This is a genomic window from Streptomyces sp. NPDC058674 (genome assembly GCF_042716505.1).
Classification (GTDB): Bacteria; Actinomycetota; Actinomycetes; order Streptomycetales; family Streptomycetaceae; genus Streptomyces.
Window position 1 is genome coordinate 1 of sequence record NZ_JBHXSC010000032.1, and the last position, 21,711, is coordinate 21,711.

A 21,711-nucleotide genomic window follows, 5' to 3' on the forward strand; every position below is an offset into this window, starting at 1 on the left:
ACCGAAGGGGACATCGTGGCCATGAACCGCAACCCGGAGCGTGCCGACGGCCGGGCGTCGGACTACGACCGCCTGCTGGGCGTGTACCTGAACGACCACCTGGCCGGGGCGGGGGCGGGAGTGGCCCTCATGAAACGGATGATGAAGGCGCACCGCGGCCAGGGCGCCGGTCCGCGCCTGGCCGAACTCGCCGAGGAAGTGGCCGCGGACCGCGACAGCCTGCGCGAGGTCATGACGGCACTCGACGTACCGGTGAGGCACCGGAGGTTGCTGGCGGGCGCGTTGGCGGAGAAGGCCGGCCGGCTGAAGCTCAACGGGCGGATCGTCTCCCGGTCCCCGCTGAGCGACGTCCTGGAGCTGGAGGCCGGCCGGGTGGGCGTGGAGGGCAAGAAGGAGCTGTGGCGGACCCTGCGGGTCGTGTCCCGCTCGGAGCCCCGGGTCGACGGCGAGGCGATGAGCCGGCTGCTGGCGCGCGCCGAGCGCCAGGCCGACGCCCTGGAGACCCTGCGGCTGGCCGCCGTGGAGCGGACCTTCGGCCCGCGGGCCCATGCCGCGCCGCGTACGGGGGCGTCCCGCCGCGGAGGGCGCCGCTCCGCGAAGCCGGGGTGGGCGTGATGCGGGTCGTGGTGACCGGTGCGACGGGGAACGCGGGCACCAGCGTGGTCCGCGCCCTCGCCCGTGACCCGGCCGTGTCGGAGGTGACCGGCGTCGCCCGGCGCCTGCCCGGTCTCCGGGTGCCGGGGGTGCGTTGGGAGGCGGCCGACGTGGACCCCGGCGGCAGCGACCTGGACGCGCTGTTCCGGGGCGCGGACGCCGTGGTGCACCTGGCGTGGAAGTTCCAGCCGACGCACGATCCGGTGGAGACCTGGCGCACCAACGTCCTCGGCTCTGTGCGCGTCTTCGAGGCCTGCGCGCGCGTGGGCGTGCAGGCGCTGGTGCACGCCTCCTCGGTGGGGGCGTACTCCCCCGGCCCGCCGGACGGGCGGCCGGTGGACGAGTCCTGGCCGACGCACGGCTGGCCCGCGGCGGCCTACACCCGGGAGAAGGCCTACCTGGAGCGCTGCCTGGACGGTTTCCAGCTCGCGCACCCGCAGATCCGGGTGGTGCGGATGCGGCCCGGATTCCTCTTCAAGCGGTCGTCGGCCTCCGAGCAGCGGCGGATCTTCGCCGGCCCCCTGCTGCCCTGGTGGCTGGTGCGGCCCGGCCTGCTCCCCGCCGTGCCGGACGTACGGGGCCTGCGGTTCCAGGCACTGCACACCGACGACGCGGCCGACGCCTACCGGGCAGCGGTCGTCCGGCCGGTGCGCGGGCCGTTCAACCTGGTGGCCGATCCCGTTCTCGACGGTTCCTCGGTGGCCCGCCTGCTGCAGGCCCGTACGGTCCCGCTGCCGGCCGGAGCGGCTCGCGCCGCGCTCGCCGCAGCCTGGCGGATGCGCCTGGTACCGGCCGCGCCCGGACTGCTGGACGCGGTGCTGCGGCTGCCCCTGCTGGACGCCGGCCGGGCACGCGCCGAGCTGGAGTGGACCCCCGCCCGTACGTCGACGCAGGCCCTCCAGGAATTCCTGGAGGGCCTGCGCGCGGGCACGGGCCTCGACACCCCGCCGCTGGCGGGCGCCACCGGCGCCCGCCCCGGCGAGCAGCGCCCGGCCGACTAGTGCGGGTGTGGGGTCGCCTCAGGTGCGGGGCAGGCGGATGGCGGTGTCGAGGTAGAAGGCGTCGATGCTCTGGACGGCCCGCTCGAACTCCTCCAGGTTGACCGGCTTGGTCACGTAGGCGTTGGCGTGGCTGCTGTAGGCGCCGGCGATGTCGTCCGGGGCGGTGGAGGTGGTGAGGACGACCACGGGGATGGTCTGCAGGTCCTCATCGGTCTTGAGCACCTTGAGGAGGTCGCGGCCGTTCATGCGGGGCATGTTGAGGTCGAGCACGATGAGGTCGGGGCGCACGCTGCCCGGGGCGCGCAGGTGTTCCAGCGCGGCGACCCCGTCGGTGACCTGGACCAGGTTGCGGGCACCGCGGTCCGAGAGGGCCTCCTCGATGAGCATGGCGTCGGCCGTGTCGTCCTCGACGAGCAGGACGTCGAAGGGCCGGGCGGGGGTGGTCGTCATCGGGTGCTCCGTGGGTGCTTCGTGGGAGTGGTGGAAGAGTCCCGGCCACCGTCGCCGGGCGCCCTGGCGGGTCATCCCGCAGGCGGCGCCGATCTGCGGGTAGCCGGCCCCGGCCCGGGCGGCGGCCTCGGCGGCGTCCCGCTGTAGCCGCTCGGCGGCCTGCCGGAGCTGGTCCAGCAGGTGGAGCAGGGCCAGGGGCCGCTCCGGGTCGTCCGCGGTCGGGTCCGCGGAGGCGTCCAGCAGCCGCAGGGCCAGGCGCCGCGCAAGATCGCCGACTGCCGCGTCCGCGACGGCCGCCGTCTCCTGCGGTGTGGTCCGCAACACGAAGTTCTTGCCAGGCATACCGCGCACCTTAGGCCCCGGAGCCCGCGACAACAAAGGTTGTCGGCATGCCCTCGGAGCGTGCGGTCCGCACTCGGGGCCGTGCTGCAGGACGCCACGGCCGGGTGGCAGGAGCGGTTCGCGCGGCCGATCGCCGCCCACCGCCCGGCCCGCCCTCCCCCGCCGGTCCGTGAGCCGTAGGGGGTCTTCGGGCGCGTACGATGCCGGCCCGTTCGAGGAGGGCCGGCATCGCGGCGGGTCAGCCCGGCCAGGTCCCGGTCAGGCGCCGTACGGCCACGGCGCCCGAGCGGTCGACCGAGGCCTTGACCACGGCGAAGATCGCGCCCTGGAGGGCGGCGGCGAGCAGGATCTGCTGCCAGCTGCGGTCTTCGTCCGTGGCATCGGGGGCGTCGCCCTCGCCCTCCACGATCTTCCACGCCTGTTTGAAGGCGGCGCCCGCGATCACACCGCTGACGGCGCCCAGGACGAGCCCGACCGGCTTGTAGGCGATCTTGGAGGCCTTCACCGGCGGCGTCCGCGGCTACGGCGCACCAGCAGGAAGACGATCAGCGCGGCGCCGACCGCGAGGAGCGGCGTGCGGTTCGCGCGCGCCGCCGTCGCGGCCTGGCCCGCCTTTTCGAGGAGCGGGTCGGGGGTCTTCTCCGCCGCGTACTGCCCCGCCCGGGTCGCGCTCTCCCGCACCTGGGCCGCGGCCTGCGCGGTCTTCTCCAGGACGGGGTCGGGCGTCCTGTCCTTCACGAGCTGCGCGGCCTGGCCGGCCTTCTCGCGGATCTGCTCGGAGACCAGGGCGGCCTTCTCGGCTGCCTGCTCCTTCGCGGCTGCCGTCTTCTCCTTGGCCTGGGCCTTCAGATCCGCCTTGGCGGCCAGGGCCTCGACGGTCTGCCCGAGCTCGTTGCGGGTCCGCTCGACCTGCTCGCGCAGTTCCTCGGGGGCGGGGGTCCCGGGGGTGGGGGTGCCGATGTTGGTTCGGGCGTCGTCGTTCATCGGTGTGCTTTCTCCTTGATCTCGGCCAGATCGGCCTTGACGCTGTCGATGGTCTGCTCGGGTGCGGGGGTGCCCGCCTTGGCGATCTGCTTCTTCCCGGCCAGGGCGGCCACGGCCGCCACCGCCGCCAGGAGGGCGGTGACGACGAGGGCCGCCGCCCATACGGGCAGGACCAGGGCGAGGGCGGCGATGCAGGCTGCGACCAGGGCCTGGAGTGCCAGGATCCCGATGAGACCCGCGGCGCCGAAGAGCCCGCCGCCCTTTCCGAAGCGCTTGCCCTTCTGGGTCATCTCCGCACGGGCCAGCTGCATCTCCTCGCGGACCAGCTCCGAAATCTGCTGGGACGCGCGCGAGACGAGGACGCCCACCGAGTCGTCGGCGGCGGGGGCCTGCCGCTCCATCGTGCTCATGACGTGATCACTCTGCCTTCCTTCGATCTGCCGGAACGCGCGACACGGCGGTCACGCCTGCTGCTCGGCGCCGCCCGTGGTGGACGGAACCTCCTCATTGAGATGTGCATGTCCTCGTGACGGCGCGACTACCCCGCAACCGCCCCGGCACCCACCCTGCGGGCAGGTCTCTGCGGGTTTCTACGGAAGACGGCGCCACACCGGGCCGGCAGCCGACCGGGCGAGGCCGGCGCACGCCAGGCCGATGGCGGCGCCCGCGGCGACGTCGGAGGGGTAGTGCGCGCCGCTGTGGATCCGCTCCAACGCCACCATGAGGGCGGGGACGGCGCAGGCGGCCCCGGCCCCGGGCCAGGCGGATGCGACGGCCGTGGTGAACGCGACGGCGGCGGCGGTGTGTCCGGAGGGGAAGGAGGAGCTGTCGGGCCGGTCCTCGGCATCGCCGCGGGGGATCCACTCCTTCGGCGGACGGGGCCGTTCGACGAGCTTCTTCGCGACCTGGTCACTGAGGAGTTCGGCGAGGGCCATGGCCGCGATTCCGGCGGCTGCGGCCCGGCGCCCCCGCGGGCCGCCGAGGGCCGTCATGGCGACCGCGGCCGCCCACCACACCTTGGTGTGCTTGGCCGCGTCCTCGACCGGCGGGAGGAGGCGGAGCGCCCACGGGGAGTCCCAGGCCGCGATGCGGCGGGTCAGCCGATGGTCGTGTTCGCGCAGTGCCGCCAGGGTCCCCGCCTCGCGCTGTGTCCCGCGGGAGCCCTGTCCCCACACGGTCACTGCTCCATGCGGCGGCGGGTGCCGTCGCTCCAGGCACGGGTGTCGCGGGGCTCCACGTAGGGTTCCTCGTCCTCGGGCAGACCGCCGGCGATGGCCCGCTGGCGGACCATCTCCGCGTCGAACTCCAAGCCGAGGAGAATCGCGAGATTGGTGATCCACAGCCACACCAGGAAGACGATCACTCCGGCGAGGGTGCCGTATGTCTTGTTGTAGGAGGCGAAGTTCGCCACGTAGAAGGCGAACCCGGCCGAGGCCGCCATCCAGATCACCAGTGCCAGGAAGCTGCCGGGGGTGACCCACTTGAATCCGCGGCCCTTGGCGTTCGGCGCGGCCCAGTAGAGGATCGCGATCATCATGGTGACCAGCAGGACCAGTACCGGCCACTTCGCGATCGACCACACGGTCAAGGCGGTGTCCCCGATCCCGAGGGCGGCGCCCGCCTGACGTGCCAGACCGCCGCTGAAGACCACGATGAGTGCGCTGGCACAGGCCAGGACCATGAGCGTGACGGTCAGGATCAGACGCAGCGGCAGCACCTTCCACACCGGCCGGCCCTCGGGCATGTCGTAGACGGCGTTCGCCGTGCGGATGAACGCGGCGATGTAGCCGGACGCCGACCAGACCGCCACGAGCAGACCCACGATCGCCAGCAGGGAGCCGACGCCGGACTGTCCCTGGAGCTGCTGCACCGCGTCGGTGACCACGTCCCGGGCGGAGCCGGGAGTCAGCTTCTGCAGGTTGTCCAGGACCTGTTTCGTCGCGGACTCCCCCGCGATGCCCAGCAGGGACACCAGGACCAGGAGGGCGGGGAAGAGCGCCAGCACCCCGTAATAGGTCAGCGCCGCCGCCCGGTCGGCGAGCTCGTCGTCCTTGAACTCCTTGAACGTGCCGCGCAGTACGGCCTTCCAGGAGCGTTTGGGCATCTCGGTGAGCTGGTCCGGTGCCCGTTCCTCCACTTGCGGGCCGGGCCCCGCCGTGCTCTCACGTCCGGTGTCCCTGCTGTCGTCGCTGCCGTCCGGGGTCGGCTTCGATGTGCGTGTCATGCTCTGCGGCTTTCCGCCCCGACGACAGTCATGCCGATGCGGCCGCGGCAAATCCGAAGTGCGCCGCACGGCGCGGCGGGCACTCCCGGTCCGCGTGCGGGGGGCCGCACCGGGCATACGCTTGCTGACGACAGGAGGCCGACATGGTCACACCCCGTACGCACCGCGCCCGCGGCCCCGCCGGTGTCCTCCTCGCCGCGGCGGCCTTCGCCGCGGCGCTGGGCGGGTGCTCGTTGGAGGACGCCGTGTGCCGCGGCGGAGAGTACCCCGTCATGACGGTGGGGGACACCGGCTCCGCCTGCGTCCCGAACGGCGAGCAGCCGCCCGAGGGCTATACGCGCTATCCCGAGGGCAAGGTGCCGAAGAAGGTCGGCGACAGCTGGGACGTGTACTGGCGCACCCACACCGTCGACGACAAGGGCAACACCATCGATGCCCCGGCCCCGCGGTAGTCGGCGCGGTGGTCGGCGCCCATGCCGGTGTGCCGCCGCCTCGATCCCGGCAACGGCACACACGGGGACGGGGACTGCGCTGCCGACTAGTCGGTGCAGTACCTCTTGAGCGCCGAGTCGAAGGCGGCCGCGTACGCGGCGTCGTGTGCTTCCTTCGCCGCCTTCTGGGCCGCCGCGTCGGGCGCGAGTCCCTGCGGCGCCGGCTTGATCTTCGGCTTCGCGTCGCAGACTCCGGACTGTGCCAGGGCCTTGCCGTCGGTGAATCCGGCCTTGGCGCCGGCCTGCCGTCCCGTTTCGATGGCCTTCTGGTTGACGGCGTCCTGCGCCTGCTGGCCGCCCAGGCAGGTCGCGCTGAGTCCCGCGCCGCCCTGTTGCGTGGCCGTGTACTTGCCGGCCGGCTGGTCATTGGCCGTGAACGTGCCGTTCTCGGCGACGGTCACCAGTACGCCTCCGGCGCCGTCGGTCTGGTCGACGGTGACTTTGGTCCCCTTCGTGAAGCCTTCTCCGGTGACGATCGCCTTGGTCGCGTCGCCCGGCTTCGCCTCGACGAAGCACGCCGCGGAGGGCACGGCCTGCGGAGTGGCCGCCCATACCGCTGCGGCGGCCGGCCCGATCGCGAGCGAACAGGCCAGGAGGGGGGTGGTCAGGATGATACGAGTGCGCTTGTTCATTGCGGGTCCTCACCTGTGGTGGGAGAGGGGGCAAAGGACGTCGGGCCTGAGGGACATGGGGCCCAGGGGGCTCCCGGGCCCGCCCCTCGGCGGACATACGGACTCCGTCGCCGCCGTTGTACCGAACGGACGGGTGCGCTCCCCACGCACGGACCGGTGCACCCGGAGGGGAGTCCGTCACTTCCATAGTCCCCCGGCCTTCCGCACGTGTCGACCGGGAGCCCGCGGGGCCCGAGCCGTGGCGCCTCACCGCGGCTGGAGGTACCTCACGCACGGGCGTTCGGGGCCGGCGGTGTCGGCCCGGCCGCGCGACGCCGGTTGCCGGCGGGAGAGCCGGGGGGCGGTGCAGGACGCGTCGGGCTCCCGGTGGTGCCGGTCGACCGCGGTGAGCGTGGAGGTGACGGCCAGGATGACGGTGATGGTGCCGGCGAAGTCGTCGGCGGGCAGGGGGATGTCGATGTCGGGGCTGCCGCGCCGGCCGGCGGCGAGGGCCACGGGGACGTAGTCGATCATTGCGTCGACCAGTTCGGTCCGGGGCCGGGCGGCGCGCTGGTGGAGCAGCCTGCCCAGGACCCGCAGCACGGTGGTCGTGCTGGAATCCAGGTTTCTGATGCGGCCGCGGTCGCTGGAGAAGGGCGTGGTCTCGGGTGCGGGATCGGTGTCGACGCGGGTCTGCCGGCGCCACCAGGCGGCCGCGTCCGTTTCGCCGAGGGCGAGGTGGTGGAGGTAGAGGCAGTACGAGGAGGCGTCGTCCCCGGCGCCGGCGGCGTACTGCCACCAGAAGCGGGCGCTGTCGGCGGCGTCCGCGAGATGGAGGATGCAGCCCAGTACCCGGGCCCCGCCGACGGCGGGAATCTTGTCGGTGAGGAAGTCCGTCAGGGCCTCTGCGGCGGTCCGGGCGACCACGGTCTCACACAGGGTCAACAGGTGCCTCGCGGCCGTGTGCTCGTCCTCGTCCGCGCCGAGGGGGTCCCATTCCAGCGGCAGCATCGCGTGGTCCTCGAAGCGGTGCGGGACGACGTCGCGCGGGGTGTCGAGGTCGTCGCGCAGCAGGGCGGCGGCCAGGAACTCATCGATCGGATACATGAGGGCCTTCCGGGTGTTCGGGGAGGTCGAGCCGTGTGGTGAGGGAGCGCCGGGCGTGGCGCTCGGAGGAGGTGACCAGGGCGGGCGAGATGCCGAGCATGTCGGCGACGTCCGTGGTCTCCATGCCGCGCAGGTACCGCAGGACGATGACGTCGAGTTGGACGTCGGGCAGCCGGCTGACGGCCCGGAAGAGGGCCAGGGTCTGCTCGACCTGGGCGACCGCGGCGAGTCCGGTGGCGTGCCCGAGGGCGACGGTGCCGAAGGCCGCGGGGGCCAGGTCCGGGTAGCCGTCGCCGTGCCGGGCGCGGGCCATGACCCCGCGGCGCAGGACCTGCCAGGCGTAGCGCTGCACGTGGGAGCTGGCCAGCGCCTCGTCCCAGCGCAGCCACAGCATGTCGAAGGTCTCGGTGACGACGCGGTCGGCCTCACGCACGTCGCGGAGGAACACGTCGGCGTAGCGGGTGTAGCGGCGGCCGTTGGTCCGGGTGAAGGCGTGGTGTTCGAGAGGCGGGGCGGACGGGCCGGCGGAGACGACGATCCTCGCTATGCTCCCCTCGATCCAGCCCGTCTTCTTGTGCGCTTCACGGGCGGCGGCCGTCCAGAGCCGGCACATCGGCGAAACCGGCATTCCCAGCACCCGCACCAGCGCGTAGGTGATCTCCCACTGGGGGTACAGCTCCACGCCGCGCAGGAGTTCCGTGACCTTCGATTTCGAGAATCCGGCGCGCTCGGCGAGATGGCTGGCGGTCATGCCGCTGGCTTCCAGCCGTGACCGCAGCGGCTCCAGCCAAGCCCGGTGGAGCGGACCGACACCGTCGGCGATGGGCCCCAGTTTGCGGCCCCGGCGGCCGGGCTCGTCGCCGGCCGAGCCGGTGAGCGGGGACAGCGGCGTCATCGCGGCGCCTCCGCGTCCTGTCCTCCCGCTCCCTGCACCGGGGGACGCAGGGACGGGGCGGTAACGATCCTGGCGAGCGGGGTGACCCGGCCTCGCGGGTGCGTCACGGCGCCCCCTGCCGGGACCGCCGCCGGCCCAGCGGCGGTCCACGTGTGCTTCCGTAACATCGAACCTCGATCCAAAGCAGCAAATACATTCATCCGGAAGGCAGTTGACCACCGTGCGTGCCACACGGTGGAGGTGCCGGGACGACAGCTTGGGGTGAGGACGTGCGCCGACGCGACACGATCGGGAGATCCCGGAACAATGGCTTCCGGAGCGCGGGGGGGGCCGGCGCGGCGGCCCGTGCCGCACGCGGGGCGAATCATCCCGCATGAAGGCGGTTCCCGGGGCAGTTCACCGATCCTGCTTGCGCGGCGGCGCCGTGGGGCGGTCAATGGGGAGGCAGGCGCCCGCGAGCGTCGAACCTTCCCATCCGGAAGGCCCTGTGCCCCCTCCCGTGCCTGGAATGAGGGGGCACAGCCACGTACGGACGTGCTCCGACCGAACCAGCAGGACCGGCAGGCGGGGCCGCGGGGCCGGTGGGGAAGCCCGGCGGCCGCTACTCGCGGTGCTCGACCCGGATGGCCTTGCGCAGCTCCTCCTGGGCCTCACCGTGCTTGCCCTCGTGCTGTTCCAGCAGGGCCGCCGCGATGGCGTCGAGCTTGCGCTGGATGGCGTGTTCGGCCCGGCGCTCGGAGTTCTTCAGCAGGGCCAGCAGCAGCAGGGAGACCGCGCCCATGGCGTCGCCCGTCAGGTGCTGCCAGGCCACGGGCAGGTGCGCCACGTGTACCACGAGGAAGGACGCCACGAGGAGGACGCAGACCACGGCGAAGCCCGCGGAACTGGTGAAGTTCGAGGCGAGCTCCGCGAACTTCTCGAAGCGGCCTATCTTTCCGTCCGGGTTCTTCTCCGCCGGATGTTCGATGCTCATGGCCCGCACCTGCCCCCCGGGGCCCGGTGCACACCCGACGTGCGCCGGAGCCGCCGGCGGCCCGCGGGTGCCTCCCGGCGCTGCCGGGGGGCACCCGCGGGCCGTCCGTGTCGGACCGTGCCGTCAGGCGCCCTGCGGGACCCGGGTGGGGCGGCCGCTCCCGCGGGTCAGGGTGTACCCGAAGACGCCGGCCAGGCCCGCGAGGACGCCGCCGGCGGCGGTCCAGATCCACCGGTCGGACCACCAGCCGCCGGACCAGCCGTCCTCCGGCTCGCGCAGCGGCGAGGTCACGGTGGCCGGGACCAGGGGCGCGCCGAGGGCGCCGTCCACCGCGTAGGCCCCGCCGGACTCCCGTACCTCGGCCTCGACGGCCGCGCGCACCGGCAGACCGAGGTCCTCCTCGGGCAGCGCGACGACCGTCAGGCGCACGTAGTAGCTGCCGGGCAGCGGGTCGTGGGCCCACGGCTCGGCGCCCGAGCGGACCGTGCGCAGCGTGCAGTCGAGGTCCACCGAGGCGGCCTCCCTGCCCGCGGCCACGGTCTGCGTGCCGTAGGTGCACGCCTGCCGGCGGCGCAGTCCGTCGTACACGTCGAGCCGCCAGGTCGAGGCGCCGTGGCGGGCAGCGGCCTCGGGGAGCGTCACCTTCGCCTTGACGGTGACCCGCTGCCGGGCGTCGATCGGGAGCACCCAGTAGAGGTAGTCGCCCGCGGAGGCGGCGGCCGTGGCCTGCTGGCCCGGGCGGAACGCGGCCGCGGTGCGGAAGCTCGTACCCGCTTCGGTGGGGGCGGGGCGGCTCCCCTCGGAGGCGCTCGGGCTCGCCGGCTTCGGGCTCCCCGACGGGGTGTCGGCCACGGCCGTGCCCGCCGCCGTGAGGGCGGCGGTCGCGGCGAGCAGGACGGCGGTCACGGTGCGTACGGTACGCATCAGTTGGTCCTCCAGACGGAGATGCGCCAGCGCGAGATCCAGCCCCACACCAGACCGGCGAGCAGTCCGGTGAGCGCCAGCGCGGCCAGCAGCCACCAGCCGCGTCCGAGGCCGAAGGCGGCGGCGTCGGATGCCTCGTCGGGGCCTGCCACCACGTCGATGGTCAGCTCCACGGGCATGCCCGGGGTGGTCTTGACGGAGGCGGACGCGGAGAAGGAGTTGCTGACCTGGAGGCAGACGGTCTCCGCCGCCGGCTCGGCGCCGTCGTCAGCGCCGTCGGCTTCCCGCTTGGGGTAGCGCAGTCCGGTGGACAGGACGTCGGTGCGCCCGTCCCCCGCCTCGGAACCGCGGACGATCTCGCGGCCGTGGACGGTGGAGGCGCGCAGCAGGACGCCGTAGTCCTTGTTGACGGCCCGGTCGGCGGCGATGCTGACGGAGGCGCGCAGTTCCTGGCCGGGCAGGACGTCCACCCGGTACCAGCGGTGCTCACCGAAGGCCTCGCGGTCGCCGTAGACGCCGGGCTTCAGCTGCGGGGCGCCCTCGCACTGCTTGGCGCCCTCGGTGGCGACGGGGTTGACCACCGGGTCGGCGGCGCGGTCGACCAGCTGTTTCACGCGGCCGGAGAGTTCGGCGGTGTGCTGCACCGAGGTGTAGGTGCCGCCGGTCGCCTCGGCGATGCAGGTCAGTTGGGCGCGGGTCTTGGCGTCGGGGACCAGTCCGAGGGTGTCGATGACGAGGTGGATGCCCTTGGCGGCGATGTCGCGGGCCACCTCGCACGGGTCGAGCGGCGCGCAGGTGTCCTCGCCGTCGGTGATGAGGACGATCCGCTTGGTGGCACCGCCGCCGTCGAGGTCCTGGGCCGCGGCGAGGAGGGCCGGGCCGATCGGTGTCCATCCGGTGGGGGCGAGGGTGGCCACGGCCGTCTTCGCCTCGGTCCGGTCCAGCGGGCCGACCGGGTAGAGCTGTCTGGTGTCCTTGCAGCCGAGGGCCCTGTCCTCGCCGGGGTAGGTGGCGCCCAGCGTCCGTATGCCCAGGCGCACTTCGTCGGGCACCGCGTCGATGACCTCGTTGAAGGCCTGCTTCGCCGCGGCCATCCGGGACTGGCCGTCGATGTCGGTGGCCCGCATGGAGCCGCTGACGTCAAGGACGAGATCGACCTTGGGGGGCTCCTTGGCCGCGGGACCGTCGGCGGCTGTGGCGCTCGCCGGGAAGAGCCCGACGGCCAGGGCGGCGAGCAGGCCGCACGCCCCGGCGGCAAGCCGTTTCGTTGTGATCATCGCCGGATCGTATTGAGGATCGTCCGTCAATCCAAAACGCGGTCCCGGCCCGGCCTTTCGGCCCCTGCGCGGGGCGGGGAACGGGGACGGGCGGCCCCCGCCGAGCCGGCGTCAGCACCGCCCGGCGGGCCCGGGGCTACGTCGGCGCGGACGGGGTCGGCGGTTCTCCGGCGGGCGTCATCAGGGTGTGTGCGAGGTGGTCGGCGAGCCGCCGCGGGTCCGGCGGGCAGTGCCGGGCGGCGAGGTGGCCGTCGGGGCGGACCAGGAAGGCGGTCGGGCCTTCGACGCCGTACAGGGCGGCGAACTCCCCGCGGGTGTCGCGGTGGACGGGCGGCAGGGCCTCGCCGGCCGGCGTGTCGGGCGGGAGGACGACGCAGACCGCGATCCGGTCTCCGGCGCACGCGCGGGCCGTCCGTACGAGGGCGCCGAGAGCGGCGGCGCCGTCCGGCCCTCCGCCCCCGTAGAGCAGCAGGACGTGGTCGCGCTCGCGCAGCAGGTCGTACAGGCGGAGCGGGTAGGCGCAGATCGGCCCGGTGAGGCCCCCGCAGTCCGGTGCCCGGTCCCCGGGGAGCGGGCCGGCGGCGTTCGTGGCGCCGTCGGGCGGGTCGACGATCGGGCTGCCCCGGTAGCCGACGAGCAGTTGGGCCTCGCGCATCATCACGGTGGCCAGGTCGTCGGGATCTGCTTGGACCCCGTGCGCGGCGTGCCGGACGGTGCGCCCGACGACCTCCTCGCCGACCGGCCGGCGCTCGGCGTCGTAGCTGGCGAGCAGGCCCGGGCGGGCGGCCCCATCGACGGCGAGGGCGAGCTTCCAGGCCAGGTTCCAGGCGTCCTGGATACCGGTGTTCATGCCCTGGGCGCCCGTCGGGGGGTGGATGTGCGCGGCGTCGCCGGCGACGAACACCCGGCCGTCGCCGTACCGGTCCACGATCCGGTGGCTGATCCGGAACACGGAGGCCCAGCGGATGCCGGACGCCGTGGTCGGCTGGGGGGAGAGCCGGTCCAGGACCGCCTGGACGTCGGGCAGCGCGGGGGCCCGGCCGCTCTCCAGGCCGTGCGCCACCCCGTCTCCGGCGGCCCCGGACGTCCGGCCGGCCGCGGCGGTCTGCCGGGCCCGCGAGAGAGCGGGGGGTACGAGCATGGACATGCGGTAGCGGCCCGGACCGGGCAGCGGTATGCACACCAGCACGTCGTCGACCGCCCCGTCGGCGCCGCGGTGCGTGGAGCGGACGCCGTAGCCGTGGGGCAGGTCCCAGTCGACCTCGACGTCCGCGAGCATGTACTCCTCGGGGAAGGCGCCGCCCTCGAAGGTGAGGCCGAGCCCTTTGCGGACGATGCTGTGGGCGCCGTCGCAGCCCACCAGGTAGCGGGAGCGGACCTCTTCCTCCCCGCCGTCCGGGGTGCGCAGGAGGCTCGTGACGCCGTCGGCGTCCTGGGTGAACGACACCAGTTCGGTGGACCGTTCGATCCTGCTGCCGAAGCGTGCCAGGAACTCCTCGAGGAGGCGCTCGGTGTCGTACTGCGGCAGGGCCGCGAACCTGTAGGGCACCTCGGGCGGGAGCACCAGGTCGATGCGGGGCTGTTCCGCGCCGTTGACGTACGCGAGCTGCCCGAGCATCGGTACGGCCGCGGCCAGCGCGTCGCGGACCAGGCCCATCCGGTCCCAGATCTCGAAGGTGCGGGGCTGGATGCCGACGGCCTTGGCGAACGGGAGCCGCGCGGGGAGCCGGTCGACGATCCGGCAGCCGATGCCACGGCGGCGCAGTTCCCCGGCGGCGGTGAGGCCCACCGGGCCCGCGCCCGCCACCAGGACGTCCGTCGCGTGGGCGTGCCCGGCGTGCGCCATGGGCGCCTCCCTGCGTGCGGCCCCCGGGTGGGTCGGTGCCCTCCCATGGTCGCCCGGGGGCGGCGGTGGCGGCTACTCGATCACGAGCTCCACGTCGATGTTGCCGCGGGTGGCGCGGGAGTACGGGCAGACCTCGTGCGCCTGCTTGACCAGCAGCGCGCCGGTCTCGCCCGCCAGGGCTTCGGGGAGCTCCACGCGCAGGACGACGGCGAGTCCGAAGGCGGGGCCGTCCTTGCCGATGGAGACCTCGGCGGTCACCGAGACCTCGCTGGTGTCGGCCTTGGCCTGGCGGCCGACGAGGCCCAGGGCGCTGGCGAAGCACGCCGCGTATCCGGCGGCGAAGAGCTGCTCGGGGTTGGTGCCCTGGCCGTCGCCGCCGAGTGCCGGGGGCATGGCGAGAGGGAGGTCGAGCCGGCCGTCCGAGCTGACGGTGCGGCCTTCGCGGCCGTTGGCGGTGGCGACGGCGGTGTACAGGGCGTCCATCGGGGTTCCTCTCGCAGGGTTGGACCGTGGTGCGGGGCCGGTGGGGCCGGCCGCGCTCCACCATTAGAGCACGCAATTCAGTTGTGCACAACTGAATGCCTCGCAAGCCGTCCCCGGGTACACTGGCCCCATGACCCAGAAGCCGACCGAGACCCTCCCCGACCAGGACTTCCTGCGCCTGGACGGGCAGATCTGCTTCGCGCTGAACGCGGCGACCCGCGCCTTCGGCGGCCTCTACCGGGTCGTCCTCAAGGACTTGGGCCTGACCTACCCCCAGTACCTGGTGATGCTGGTGCTGTGGGAGCACGGCGAGCTGCCCGTCAAGCAGATCGGCCACCACCTGCGGCTCGACTCCGGGACGCTGTCCCCCCTGCTCAAGCGGCTGGAGGCGGCCGGGCTGGTCCGGCGCGAGCGCAACAGCGAGGACGAGCGGTCGGTACGGGCCGGGCTCACCGCCGAGGGTGCGGCGCTGCGCGCCCGCGCGGTGGAGGTGCCCCGGCGGATCGCCGCCGCGACGGGCTTCGACCTCGCCGAGATCCAGGAGCTCCAGGGGCGGCTGGCCCGCCTCACCGCCGCACTCGACGCGGCCGCCCCGCCCGGTTCCTGAGCCGCCGCACCGGGCGCGCGGTCCCGGCCGGTCCGCGGGCCCTGGCGCGCCGTCCCGGCCTGCCCGCCCGCCGGGCGACGGCCCGGCCGCCGCGGTCACTTCGGGACGGTGGCGTCCTCCCGGTTCTCCCGGGCGGTCAGCTGGCCCTGCACGAAGGCGTCGGTGTGCGGGGCGTAGGGGCCGCCGTGGTCGAAGAGCAGGTCGGTGATCCGCCGCCACTCCGCCACTGCCGCGACCGCGGCCTCGCCCGCGCCGTCCAGATCGCCCGCCGCCTCTTCGGCGGCCTCCAGCGCGGCGGCCGTCTCGTGGTGCGTCATCCCGGTGGCCTCGCGCCGTACCCGGTCCCGTTCCCTGCGTTCCGTGTCGGAGGGCTCGTGCGGTTCGGCCGCCTCGTCCTCGGTCATGGCGTGCGCCCCTCTCTCGCCTGCGTCCGCTGTTCCTGCTCTGGCTCTGTTCGTTCCGTTCCGTTCCGGACGCCCGTGTACCCCGGACCTCGGGTTCCATCGCGACGGGCGGTCCCATCGCGATGCGCCCGTGCGGGACCTGCGCGCCGTTGGCACACTGGGGCCAGGAGGTACGCGATGGACCCGGTTGCGGCACTCGACCGGATCGCCTTCCTGCTGGAGCGGGCGCAGGCGCCCACCTACCGGGTACGGGCCTTCCGGACGGCGGCGTCCAGCATCGTCCGCATGGGCGAGCGGGAGACCGCGGAGCGGGCCGCGGCCGGCTCCCTGGAAGCCGTGCAGGGCATCGGCCCCAAGACCGCGAAGGTGGTGCGGGAGGCGCTCGCCGGGGCGGTACCGGGCTATCTGCAGACACTGGAGGACGAGGCGGCGGCCCTCCCCGAGGGCCCGCCTCCCCCGCCCGCGGCCACCGCCCTGCGGGCGGCCCTGCGCGGTGACTGCCACCTCCACTCGGACATGTCCGACGGGGGCAGCCCCGTCGAGGCCATGGGGCGGGCGGCCGCCTCCCTGGGCCACGAGTGGGCCGTGCTCACCGACCACTCGCCGCACCTGACGGTCGCCCGGGGGCTCTCGCCGGAGCGGCTGCGCGAGCAGATGCGGACGGTGGCGGAACTGAACGCCACCTGGGCGCCGTTCAGGCTGCTCACCGGCATCGAGTGCGACATCATGCCCGACGGCTCCCTGGACCAGGAGCCCGAGCTGCTGGAGCAGCTCGACGTGGTCGTCGGATCCGTCCACTCGAAGCTGCGGATGGAGGCACCCGCGATGACCCGGCGCCTGCTGGCGGCCGTGCGCAACCCCCTGATGGACGTACTGGGCCACTGCACCGGGCGGCTCGTGACCGGGAGGACCCGGCCGGAGTCGCAGTTCGACGCGGAGGCGGTCTTCGCGGCCTGCGCGGCGGCCGGCACCGCCGTGGAGATCAACAGCCGGCCCGAGCGGCTGGATCCGCCGCGCCGGCTGCTGCGGCTCGCGGTCGAGGCGGGGTGCCTCTTCGCCGTGGACACCGACGCGCACGCCCCGGGCCAGCTCGACTGGCAGATCCTCGGCTGCACGCGCGCCGTGGAGTGCGCGGTCCCCTCCGACCGGATCGTCAACACCTGGCCCGCGGACGACCTCCTGGCCTGGACCCGCACCCGGCGGGCCCCGTAGCCCACCGCCCGCCGCCCGCCGCCCGCCCGGAACCTCAGACCCGCAGCTGCGCGACCAGCAGCAGGGTGTCCGCGCCGGCCAGGGCCATCACGGCCAGGAACGGCAGGCGTCCGGCGGGGCGGCGCGAGACGAGGAGCACGGTCACCGCCGTCACGGCCAGCAGGGCCCAGCCGTACGCCGTCACCCGCCCCGGCGGGCCGGCCACCAGGGCGGCCGCCGAGGTGAGGACCAGGAGCCCGGCGACGGTGGTCGCCGACCGCGCGCCCAGGCGCTGCGGCAGGCCCACGACTCCGGTGGCGAGGTCGTCCTCGATGTCGGGCAGCACGTTGGCGAAGTGCGCACCCGCGCCGAGCAGGGCGGCTCCGGCCATGAGCCACGGCGGCGGCCACGGCGCCCCGGGCAACCCCAGGGTGGCGAAGGCCGGCAGCAGGCCGAAGGCGACGGCGTACGGGAGCCAGGAGACGGCCGTCCGCTTGAGCCGCAGGTTGTACGCCCAGCCGGCGGCCACCGCGGTCAGGTGGACGGCGCCGGCCACGGCTCCCGCCGCCAGCGACAACGGCACGCAGGCCAGCAGGGCCAGGGCCGCCGCCCGGCTCACGGCGACGGGACGAACCGTACCGGCCGCCAGGGGCTTGTCGGGGCGTCCGGCGGCCCGGTCGCGGTGGAGGTCGGCCCGGTCGTTGCTCCACCCCACGGAGAGCTGCCCGGCCGCCACGGCCGCGACGCAGACGGCGGCTCCGCGCGGCCCGTGCCCCACGGCGGCGGCGAGGGCGGCGGCGAGCAGCGTGACGGCCGCCGCCGGGACGGGGTGGCAGGCCGCGAGCAGGCCGCGAGCGGCGCGGCCGCGCCCTGCGGCGGGGGTCGTCGGCGCGCGGAGCACGGGTACGGGGGGCCGGGGTTCTGCGAGGCGCTCGGGCACACCGTCACGTTATGCGGCGCCGCGCCCGACCCGCCCGGTTCATCACTGTGTGTCAGTTCTTTTCTAAGGTGCAGCAATGACACGTGTCCTGGCAGTGAGCAGCGTGTTCCCTCCCCACCGCCATCCGCAGTCCGAGATCACGGAAGCGCTCGCCCGCTTCCTGCCGTCCGGTACCGACACCGCGCTCCTCCGTCGCGTCCACGCCTCGGCCCGGGTGGAGGCCCGGCACCTCGCGCTCCCGCTGGACCGGTACGGTCCCCCGGCCGACTTCGGCACCACCAACGCCCTCTTCGCCGAGGCGGCCCTGGATCTCGGCGCCCGGACCCTGGAAATCGCCCTCGCCGGGGCCGGGCTGCCCGCCGGGGCGGTCGACCTCGTCATGTCGACCACGGTGACCGGCCTCGTGGTGCCGTCCCTGGAGGCGCGGCTCGCGGTCCGGACCGGCCTGCGCCCGGACGTGAAGCGGGTACCGCTGTTCGGCCTGGGCTGCGCGGCGGGCGCCGCCGGGCTGGGCCGTCTCCACGACCACCTCACGGGACGGCCGCAGGACGCGGCCCTGCTGCTCTCCACCGAGCTGTGCTCGCTGACCCTGCAGTCCACCGACACCTCGATGGCGGCCATGGTGGCCGGGGCGCTGTTCGGCGACGGTGCGGGCGCCCTCGTCGCGGTGGGCCGCGGCCACCCGCTGCACGACACGGCCGCCGGGCCCTCGGTCGTGGCCTCGCGCAGCCGGCTCTACCCCGGCACCGAGCACCTGCTCGGCTGGGACATCGGGCACTGGGGTTTCCGCATGGTCCTCGGGCGCGAACTCCCCGACCTCGTGCGGCTGCACGTGGCCGAGGAGGTCGAGACCTTCCTCGCCTCGCACGACCTCAAACCCGGCGATGTGGACGCGTGGATCTGCCATCCCGGCGGCCCGAAGCTCCTCGACGTGCTCGCCGACGCCCTGGCGCTGCCCGAGTCGGCCTTCGCCGCGAGCCGCCGCTCACTGGCCGCCGTCGGGAACCTCTCCTCGGCCTCGGTCCTGCACATCCTGGGCGGCCTCCAGGAGGAGGGGCCGCCGCCGCCGGGCTCGGTCGGGCTGATGCTCGCCTTCGGTCCGGGCTTCGCATCCGAACTCGTCCTCCTGCGGTGGTGACCCGATGACCTGGTACCTGTTCCTGATCGGCCTCGTCTGCGCCGAGCGCCTCGCCGAGCTGGTGACGGCCCGCCGGCACACGGCGTGGAGCCTGGCGCACGGCGGCGTCGAGTACGGCCGCGGCCACTATCCCGCGATGGTCGTCCTGCACACCGCCCTGCTCGCGGGCTGCGTGGTGGAACCGCTGGCCGCCGGCCGCCCGTTCGTACCCGCGCTCGGCTGGCCGGCCCTCGCCCTCGCCCTGGGGGCGCAGGGGCTGCGCTGGTGGTGCATCCGCACCCTCGGCCCGCGCTGGAACACCCGCGTGCTCGTCGTGCCGGGGCTGCCGCTGGTCGCGTCGGGGCCGTACCGGCTGCTGCGCCACCCGAACTACGCGGCGGTCGTGGTGGAGGGGATCGCGCTGCCGCTGGTGCACACGGCCTGGCTGACCGCGCTCGGATTCACCGCGCTGAACCTGGTGCTGCTGCGCGTACGGATCCGCTGCGAGGAGGACGCCCTGACCCGGGGAGGCCTGCCGCACGCACCCGGCGCGGCGCCGAACGGGGCAACGCCGGAAGGGGCAACGCCGGAAGGGGCAGCGGCACCCTCGACGCCGCTCACGAAGGCGCCGTCGGCTGGCCCGCCGACGGCCGGAGCGGCCACCGGGGCGGCCGCCGGGGCGGTGGCCGGGGCGGTGGCCGGGGCGGCAACCGAGCCGACGGATCCCGGCCGGTGATCGACCTGCTGATCGCGGGCGGCGGCCCTGCCGGGCTGGCCACCGCCATCCACGGCGCCCTGGCCGGCCTGGAGGTGGTCGTCGCCGAGCCCCGGCCCACGCCCATCGACAAGGCGTGCGGGGAGGGCCTGATGCCCGGTGCGGTCCGCCGCCTCACCGAGCTCGGGGTCCCCGTATCCGGCCGGCCCTTCCACGGCATCCGCTACGTGGACGGGGTGGGCGGCCGGTACGCGGAGGGGCTGTTCCGCAGCGGCCCGGGGCTCGGCAGCCGCCGGACCGACCTCCAGGCCGCACTGGCCGCACGCGCCGAACGCCTCGGGGTGCGGGTGCTCCCGTGCCGGGTGGAGGAGGTCCGCCAGGCCGGGGACCGCGTCCGTGCCGCCGGGCTGACCGCGCGCTACCTGGTGGCGGCCGACGGTCTGCACTCCCCCGTCCGCCGCGGACTGGGCCTGGCGGCGCCGCCCGTACCGGGGCGGGCCGCGCGCTACGGGCTGCGCCGCCACTACGCCGTGGAGCCGTGGAGCGAGCTCGTGGAGGTGCACTGGGCGGCCCGCTGCGAGGCCTACGTCACCCCCCTCGCCCCCGACCTGATCGGCGTCGCGCTCCTGACCACCGAGCACGCGCCCTTCGACGTACAGCTCGCCCGCTTCCCGCTGCTGTCGGCGCGGCTGGCCGCCGCTCCGGGGACGGCGGTGCGCGGGGCGGGGCCGTTGCGCCAGGGCTCGCGGGTACGGGTGGCCGGGCGCGTGCTGTTCGTGGGCGACGCCGCGGGATACGTCGACGCGCTGACCGGCGAAGGACTCACGCTGGCCGTGACCGCGGCCGGTGAGCTGGTGCGCTGCGTGCGGGAGGGGCGGCCACAGGCGTACGAGCGGGCGTGGCGGGAGCTGTCGCGGAGCTACCGCGCGCTCACCGCCTCCCTTCTCTGGGCCCGTCAACGGCCCCCGCTCGCGCGGCGGATCGTTCCGCTGGCCGCCCGGCTCCCGCGCGTGTTCACGGGCGCCGTGAACCTCCTGGCGTGAACGTCCTGGTGTTTACGTCCTGGCGTGAGCCGGCACCCCGCGCACGGGGCGCGGGGTGCCGGTACCGCTCGGGCGGCTCCGTACCGCTGGCCGCCCCGCAGCGGGGGCTGGCGGACCGGATGGTCGGCTACTGGACGGACTTCGCCCGCACCGGGGTTCCGGGGGCTGCCGACCCGCCGGCCCGGCCGCGGTTCCGCTCGGCGTCCTCCGTCCTGGCCCTGGCGCCCGGCGCCGGAGCCATCCGCACCGTGGACGCGCGGACCGCACACCACTGCGCGGTGTGGGACGCGCAGTGGCCGTAGGGCGCCGCGGCGCGACGACGGTCACCAGCGGGCGGTGGCGCTCACCCCGTCCGTACTCCGGGCGGTGACCTGGCCCCGGTCCCCGAAGACCTCGCGCCGCCAGTCGGCGAACAGCGCGGCCATCCGCTGGGCGTCGTCCAGACGGCTCTTGCCGGGGGCCTCCGTGACGAAGGAGATCCTCGCCTCGCCGACCCCCCGGACCTTGCGGACGCGGACTTCCCTGATCGTGTCGGCGGGCATCGAGGAGTCGGAGTCGGTCCGGTGCCGGGCGAAGTACGCGGCGAAGTCACCGGTCGTGTCGAACCAGTCCGCCGGGCCGCAGGGACCAGCGCCGTCGGTCATCTCGCCATCGGTCGGCGGGCCGGCGTAGGCGCCGGTCTCACCGTCGGTCGGCGGGCCCGCGTACGCGCCGGTCTCACCGTCGGTCGGCGGACCGGCGTAACCACCCGTCTCACCGTCCGTCGGCGGACCGGCGTAACCGCCCATTTGTTCCTCCGTCGGCACGTCGGAGGAGGGCGGGCTGCCGCCGGGCCCCGTGTCGAGCGCACACTTCTGCGGGGTCAGAACGGGTACGGGAGCGGGGCCGGCAGCATGCCCCGCCCCCTTCGTCCCGCATGCCGCCAGCGCCGCGCACAGCAGCGCCGCCACCAGTGCCCGGCCGGTCGTCCCCTGTGTCATGACCATCACCCCTTGCCCCTCAGGAGGGGCTCCGGCCGGCCCGGGTTCCACCGCACGGTCAGATCGCCGCGTCCGGCATCCACCGGCCGTGGATCATCGCGGGCACCCGGCGCGGCAGGCGGACGGTGGCGACCGGTCCGGAAGAGATCGCGGCGGGCACGAACGCGCCTCCGGTACCGGTAGGCCCGAAGGATTCGCGGGTCCGCTGGGCCGGGCGGCGGGGCCGGCCGGCGACGCGCTCGCCGGGGTGGCCGCGCTACCGCGCAGGTGGGCGTCCCGGTCCGCCGCAAGGTGTCCGGCAGTCCGCCGAGAGTGCGTGGGAGGTCGGCGACCGCCCTGAGCAGGCCGTTCAGCGGCTCTCGTGCGCGCGCTTCCCGTGCGCCGCGCCGGGCTCCGCGCCCTGCCGCGTGCGGGCGCTGCGGTGGGGGCGCTGCCGTACGGGCGCCGGGGGG

At 74.7% G+C, this 21,711-nt stretch carries 25 protein-coding genes and 1 pseudogene; 9 read left to right on the forward strand and 17 right to left on the reverse strand.

Annotated elements, in window-relative coordinates; translation table 11 throughout:
- On the forward strand, window positions 1-615 hold a 615-nt coding region (locus ACFWU6_RS18150), incomplete at its 5' end, for a hypothetical protein (RefSeq protein ID WP_383981886.1).
- Complete coding sequence (locus ACFWU6_RS18155; RefSeq protein ID WP_383981888.1) at window positions 615-1,655, forward strand: NAD-dependent epimerase/dehydratase family protein; 1,041 nt, start codon at window positions 615-617, stop codon at window positions 1,653-1,655. The genes ACFWU6_RS18150 and ACFWU6_RS18155, both read left to right, overlap by 1 nt.
- Before the next feature lie 18 nt (window positions 1,656-1,673).
- On the opposite strand, the gene ACFWU6_RS18160 is transcribed toward ACFWU6_RS18155, so the two are convergent.
- The 6 genes from ACFWU6_RS18160 to ACFWU6_RS18185 all read right to left on the reverse strand — a co-directional run bounded on the left by ACFWU6_RS18160 (window position 1,674) and on the right by ACFWU6_RS18185 (window position 5,655).
- The gene (locus tag ACFWU6_RS18160; RefSeq protein WP_383804533.1) at window positions 1,674-2,447 is read right to left on the reverse strand and encodes a response regulator; all 774 of its coding nucleotides are present in this window, start codon (window positions 2,445-2,447) and stop codon (window positions 1,674-1,676) included.
- Window positions 2,448-2,685: 238 nt separating this feature from the next.
- The gene (locus tag ACFWU6_RS18165; RefSeq protein WP_383804531.1) at window positions 2,686-2,952 is read right to left on the reverse strand and encodes a DUF4235 domain-containing protein; all 267 of its coding nucleotides are present in this window, start codon (window positions 2,950-2,952) and stop codon (window positions 2,686-2,688) included.
- Window positions 2,949-3,431 (reverse strand): DUF3618 domain-containing protein, encoded by a 483-nt coding sequence (locus ACFWU6_RS18170; protein WP_383804529.1) that lies wholly within the window; start codon window positions 3,429-3,431, stop codon window positions 2,949-2,951. The genes ACFWU6_RS18165 and ACFWU6_RS18170 overlap by 4 nt, the downstream gene beginning before the upstream one ends.
- Window positions 3,428-3,841, reverse strand: a complete 414-nt coding sequence (locus tag ACFWU6_RS18175; RefSeq protein WP_383804527.1) for a phage holin family protein — start codon at window positions 3,839-3,841, stop codon at window positions 3,428-3,430. The genes ACFWU6_RS18170 and ACFWU6_RS18175 overlap by 4 nt, the downstream gene beginning before the upstream one ends.
- Window positions 3,842-4,021: 180 nt before the next feature.
- Complete coding sequence (locus ACFWU6_RS18180; protein WP_383804525.1) at window positions 4,022-4,612, reverse strand: phosphatase PAP2 family protein; 591 nt, start codon at window positions 4,610-4,612, stop codon at window positions 4,022-4,024.
- Window positions 4,609-5,655, reverse strand: a complete 1,047-nt coding sequence (locus ACFWU6_RS18185; RefSeq protein WP_383804523.1) for a YihY/virulence factor BrkB family protein — start codon at window positions 5,653-5,655, stop codon at window positions 4,609-4,611. The genes ACFWU6_RS18180 and ACFWU6_RS18185 overlap by 4 nt, the downstream gene beginning before the upstream one ends.
- Before the next feature lie 143 nt (window positions 5,656-5,798).
- Between ACFWU6_RS18185 and ACFWU6_RS18190 the strand changes: the two genes are divergently transcribed.
- On the forward strand, window positions 5,799-6,107 hold the full coding sequence (locus ACFWU6_RS18190; protein ID WP_383804521.1) for an SCO0607 family lipoprotein: 309 nt from the start codon (window positions 5,799-5,801) through the stop codon (window positions 6,105-6,107).
- A gap of 86 nt (window positions 6,108-6,193) precedes the next feature.
- On the opposite strand, the gene ACFWU6_RS18195 is transcribed toward ACFWU6_RS18190, so the two are convergent.
- From ACFWU6_RS18195 to ACFWU6_RS18230, 8 genes are all read right to left on the reverse strand, one after another.
- Complete coding sequence (locus ACFWU6_RS18195; protein ID WP_383804519.1) at window positions 6,194-6,778, reverse strand: hypothetical protein; 585 nt, start codon at window positions 6,776-6,778, stop codon at window positions 6,194-6,196.
- A 246-nt stretch (window positions 6,779-7,024) separates the two neighbouring features.
- Window positions 7,025-7,864: a hypothetical protein gene (locus tag ACFWU6_RS18200; protein WP_383981890.1), complete on the reverse strand. Its 840-nt coding sequence runs from the start codon at window positions 7,862-7,864 to the stop codon at window positions 7,025-7,027.
- Window positions 7,848-8,759 carry a helix-turn-helix domain-containing protein gene (locus ACFWU6_RS18205; protein ID WP_383804515.1) on the reverse strand — a complete coding sequence of 304 codons (912 nt, stop codon included), beginning with the start codon at window positions 8,757-8,759 and terminating at the stop codon, window positions 7,848-7,850. The genes ACFWU6_RS18200 and ACFWU6_RS18205 overlap by 17 nt, the downstream gene beginning before the upstream one ends.
- A gap of 601 nt (window positions 8,760-9,360) precedes the next feature.
- Window positions 9,361-9,732, reverse strand: a complete 372-nt coding sequence (locus ACFWU6_RS18210; protein WP_383804513.1) for a hypothetical protein — start codon at window positions 9,730-9,732, stop codon at window positions 9,361-9,363.
- Between the two features lie 123 nt (window positions 9,733-9,855).
- Entirely contained in the window at window positions 9,856-10,656 is an 801-nt protein-coding gene (locus ACFWU6_RS18215) for a hypothetical protein (RefSeq protein ID WP_383981892.1), read from the reverse strand.
- Window positions 10,656-11,933 (reverse strand): VWA domain-containing protein, encoded by a 1,278-nt coding sequence (locus ACFWU6_RS18220; RefSeq protein ID WP_383981893.1) that lies wholly within the window; start codon window positions 11,931-11,933, stop codon window positions 10,656-10,658. The genes ACFWU6_RS18215 and ACFWU6_RS18220 overlap by 1 nt, the downstream gene beginning before the upstream one ends.
- A gap of 136 nt (window positions 11,934-12,069) precedes the next feature.
- Window positions 12,070-13,779 carry an FAD-dependent monooxygenase gene (locus ACFWU6_RS18225; RefSeq protein WP_383981895.1) on the reverse strand — a complete coding sequence of 570 codons (1,710 nt, stop codon included), beginning with the start codon at window positions 13,777-13,779 and terminating at the stop codon, window positions 12,070-12,072.
- 72 nt (window positions 13,780-13,851) lie between these two features.
- The gene (locus tag ACFWU6_RS18230; protein ID WP_383808140.1) at window positions 13,852-14,262 is read right to left on the reverse strand and encodes an organic hydroperoxide resistance protein; all 411 of its coding nucleotides are present in this window, start codon (window positions 14,260-14,262) and stop codon (window positions 13,852-13,854) included.
- A gap of 130 nt (window positions 14,263-14,392) precedes the next feature.
- Between ACFWU6_RS18230 and ACFWU6_RS18235 the strand changes: the two genes are divergently transcribed.
- A complete protein-coding gene (locus ACFWU6_RS18235) occupies window positions 14,393-14,869 on the forward strand; it encodes a MarR family winged helix-turn-helix transcriptional regulator (protein WP_383808143.1) in 477 nt (158 codons plus the stop codon).
- 95 nt (window positions 14,870-14,964) lie between these two features.
- Here ACFWU6_RS18235 and ACFWU6_RS18240 read toward each other — a convergent pair whose 3' ends face one another.
- Entirely contained in the window at window positions 14,965-15,273 is a 309-nt protein-coding gene (locus ACFWU6_RS18240) for a hypothetical protein (protein ID WP_383808145.1), read from the reverse strand.
- Window positions 15,274-15,450: 177 nt separating this feature from the next.
- On the opposite strand from ACFWU6_RS18240, the gene ACFWU6_RS18245 reads away from it, so the two are divergent.
- The gene (locus ACFWU6_RS18245; RefSeq protein WP_383981897.1) at window positions 15,451-16,485 is read left to right on the forward strand and encodes a PHP domain-containing protein; all 1,035 of its coding nucleotides are present in this window, start codon (window positions 15,451-15,453) and stop codon (window positions 16,483-16,485) included.
- A gap of 34 nt (window positions 16,486-16,519) precedes the next feature.
- Here ACFWU6_RS18245 and ACFWU6_RS18250 read toward each other — a convergent pair whose 3' ends face one another.
- Window positions 16,520-17,404 (reverse strand): UbiA family prenyltransferase, encoded by an 885-nt coding sequence (locus ACFWU6_RS18250; RefSeq protein ID WP_383981899.1) that lies wholly within the window; start codon window positions 17,402-17,404, stop codon window positions 16,520-16,522.
- 76 nt (window positions 17,405-17,480) lie between these two features.
- Here ACFWU6_RS18250 and ACFWU6_RS18255 point away from each other — a divergent pair, with 76 nt between their 5' ends.
- From ACFWU6_RS18255 to ACFWU6_RS18270, 4 genes and pseudogenes are all read left to right on the forward strand, one after another.
- Entirely contained in the window at window positions 17,481-18,542 is a 1,062-nt protein-coding gene (locus ACFWU6_RS18255) for a type III polyketide synthase (RefSeq protein WP_383808154.1), read from the forward strand.
- A 4-nt stretch (window positions 18,543-18,546) separates the two neighbouring features.
- Window positions 18,547-19,047, forward strand: a pseudogene (locus ACFWU6_RS18260) (isoprenylcysteine carboxyl methyltransferase family protein); the annotation flags it as partial.
- A 206-nt stretch (window positions 19,048-19,253) separates the two neighbouring features.
- Window positions 19,254-20,279 carry an NAD(P)/FAD-dependent oxidoreductase gene (locus ACFWU6_RS18265; protein ID WP_383808156.1) on the forward strand — a complete coding sequence of 342 codons (1,026 nt, stop codon included), beginning with the start codon at window positions 19,254-19,256 and terminating at the stop codon, window positions 20,277-20,279.
- Window positions 20,276-20,581 carry a hypothetical protein gene (locus tag ACFWU6_RS18270; protein WP_383808159.1) on the forward strand — a complete coding sequence of 102 codons (306 nt, stop codon included), beginning with the start codon at window positions 20,276-20,278 and terminating at the stop codon, window positions 20,579-20,581. Before ACFWU6_RS18265 ends, ACFWU6_RS18270 begins: the two co-directional genes overlap by 4 nt.
- A 21-nt stretch (window positions 20,582-20,602) precedes the next feature.
- Here ACFWU6_RS18270 and ACFWU6_RS18275 read toward each other — a convergent pair whose 3' ends face one another.
- Complete coding sequence (locus ACFWU6_RS18275; RefSeq protein WP_383981901.1) at window positions 20,603-21,259, reverse strand: hypothetical protein; 657 nt, start codon at window positions 21,257-21,259, stop codon at window positions 20,603-20,605.
- Between the last annotated feature and the right edge of the window lie 452 nt (window positions 21,260-21,711).

Excerpts from the sequence above, each read along its gene's own strand:
- ACFWU6_RS18240 (WP_383808145.1), bottom strand. The coding sequence starts at position 15,273 with ATGACCGAGGACGAGGCGGCCGAACCGCACGAGCCCTCCGACACGGAA.
- ACFWU6_RS18210 (WP_383804513.1), bottom strand. The coding sequence starts at position 9,732 with ATGAGCATCGAACATCCGGCGGAGAAGAACCCGGACGGAAAGATAGGC.
- ACFWU6_RS18245 (WP_383981897.1), top strand. The coding sequence starts at position 15,451 with ATGGACCCGGTTGCGGCACTCGACCGGATCGCCTTCCTGCTGGAGCGG.
- ACFWU6_RS18185 (WP_383804523.1), bottom strand. The coding sequence starts at position 5,655 with ATGACACGCACATCGAAGCCGACCCCGGACGGCAGCGACGACAGCAGG.
- ACFWU6_RS18200 (WP_383981890.1), bottom strand. The coding sequence starts at position 7,864 with ATGTATCCGATCGATGAGTTCCTGGCCGCCGCCCTGCTGCGCGACGAC.
- ACFWU6_RS18175 (WP_383804527.1), bottom strand. The coding sequence starts at position 3,841 with ATGAGCACGATGGAGCGGCAGGCCCCCGCCGCCGACGACTCGGTGGGC.
- ACFWU6_RS18170 (WP_383804529.1), bottom strand. The coding sequence starts at position 3,431 with ATGAACGACGACGCCCGAACCAACATCGGCACCCCCACCCCCGGGACC.
- ACFWU6_RS18225 (WP_383981895.1), bottom strand. The coding sequence starts at position 13,779 with ATGGCGCACGCCGGGCACGCCCACGCGACGGACGTCCTGGTGGCGGGC.
- ACFWU6_RS18220 (WP_383981893.1), bottom strand. The coding sequence starts at position 11,933 with ATGATCACAACGAAACGGCTTGCCGCCGGGGCGTGCGGCCTGCTCGCC.
- ACFWU6_RS18160 (WP_383804533.1), bottom strand. The coding sequence starts at position 2,447 with ATGCCTGGCAAGAACTTCGTGTTGCGGACCACACCGCAGGAGACGGCG.
- ACFWU6_RS18235 (WP_383808143.1), top strand. The coding sequence starts at position 14,393 with ATGACCCAGAAGCCGACCGAGACCCTCCCCGACCAGGACTTCCTGCGC.
- ACFWU6_RS18190 (WP_383804521.1), top strand. The coding sequence starts at position 5,799 with ATGGTCACACCCCGTACGCACCGCGCCCGCGGCCCCGCCGGTGTCCTC.
- ACFWU6_RS18255 (WP_383808154.1), top strand. The coding sequence starts at position 17,481 with ATGACACGTGTCCTGGCAGTGAGCAGCGTGTTCCCTCCCCACCGCCAT.
- ACFWU6_RS18195 (WP_383804519.1), bottom strand. The coding sequence starts at position 6,778 with ATGAACAAGCGCACTCGTATCATCCTGACCACCCCCCTCCTGGCCTGT.
- ACFWU6_RS18155 (WP_383981888.1), top strand. The coding sequence starts at position 615 with ATGCGGGTCGTGGTGACCGGTGCGACGGGGAACGCGGGCACCAGCGTG.
- ACFWU6_RS18215 (WP_383981892.1), bottom strand. The coding sequence starts at position 10,656 with ATGCGTACCGTACGCACCGTGACCGCCGTCCTGCTCGCCGCGACCGCC.
- ACFWU6_RS18205 (WP_383804515.1), bottom strand. The coding sequence starts at position 8,759 with ATGACGCCGCTGTCCCCGCTCACCGGCTCGGCCGGCGACGAGCCCGGC.
- ACFWU6_RS18230 (WP_383808140.1), bottom strand. The coding sequence starts at position 14,262 with ATGGACGCCCTGTACACCGCCGTCGCCACCGCCAACGGCCGCGAAGGC.
- ACFWU6_RS18275 (WP_383981901.1), bottom strand. The coding sequence starts at position 21,259 with ATGACACAGGGGACGACCGGCCGGGCACTGGTGGCGGCGCTGCTGTGC.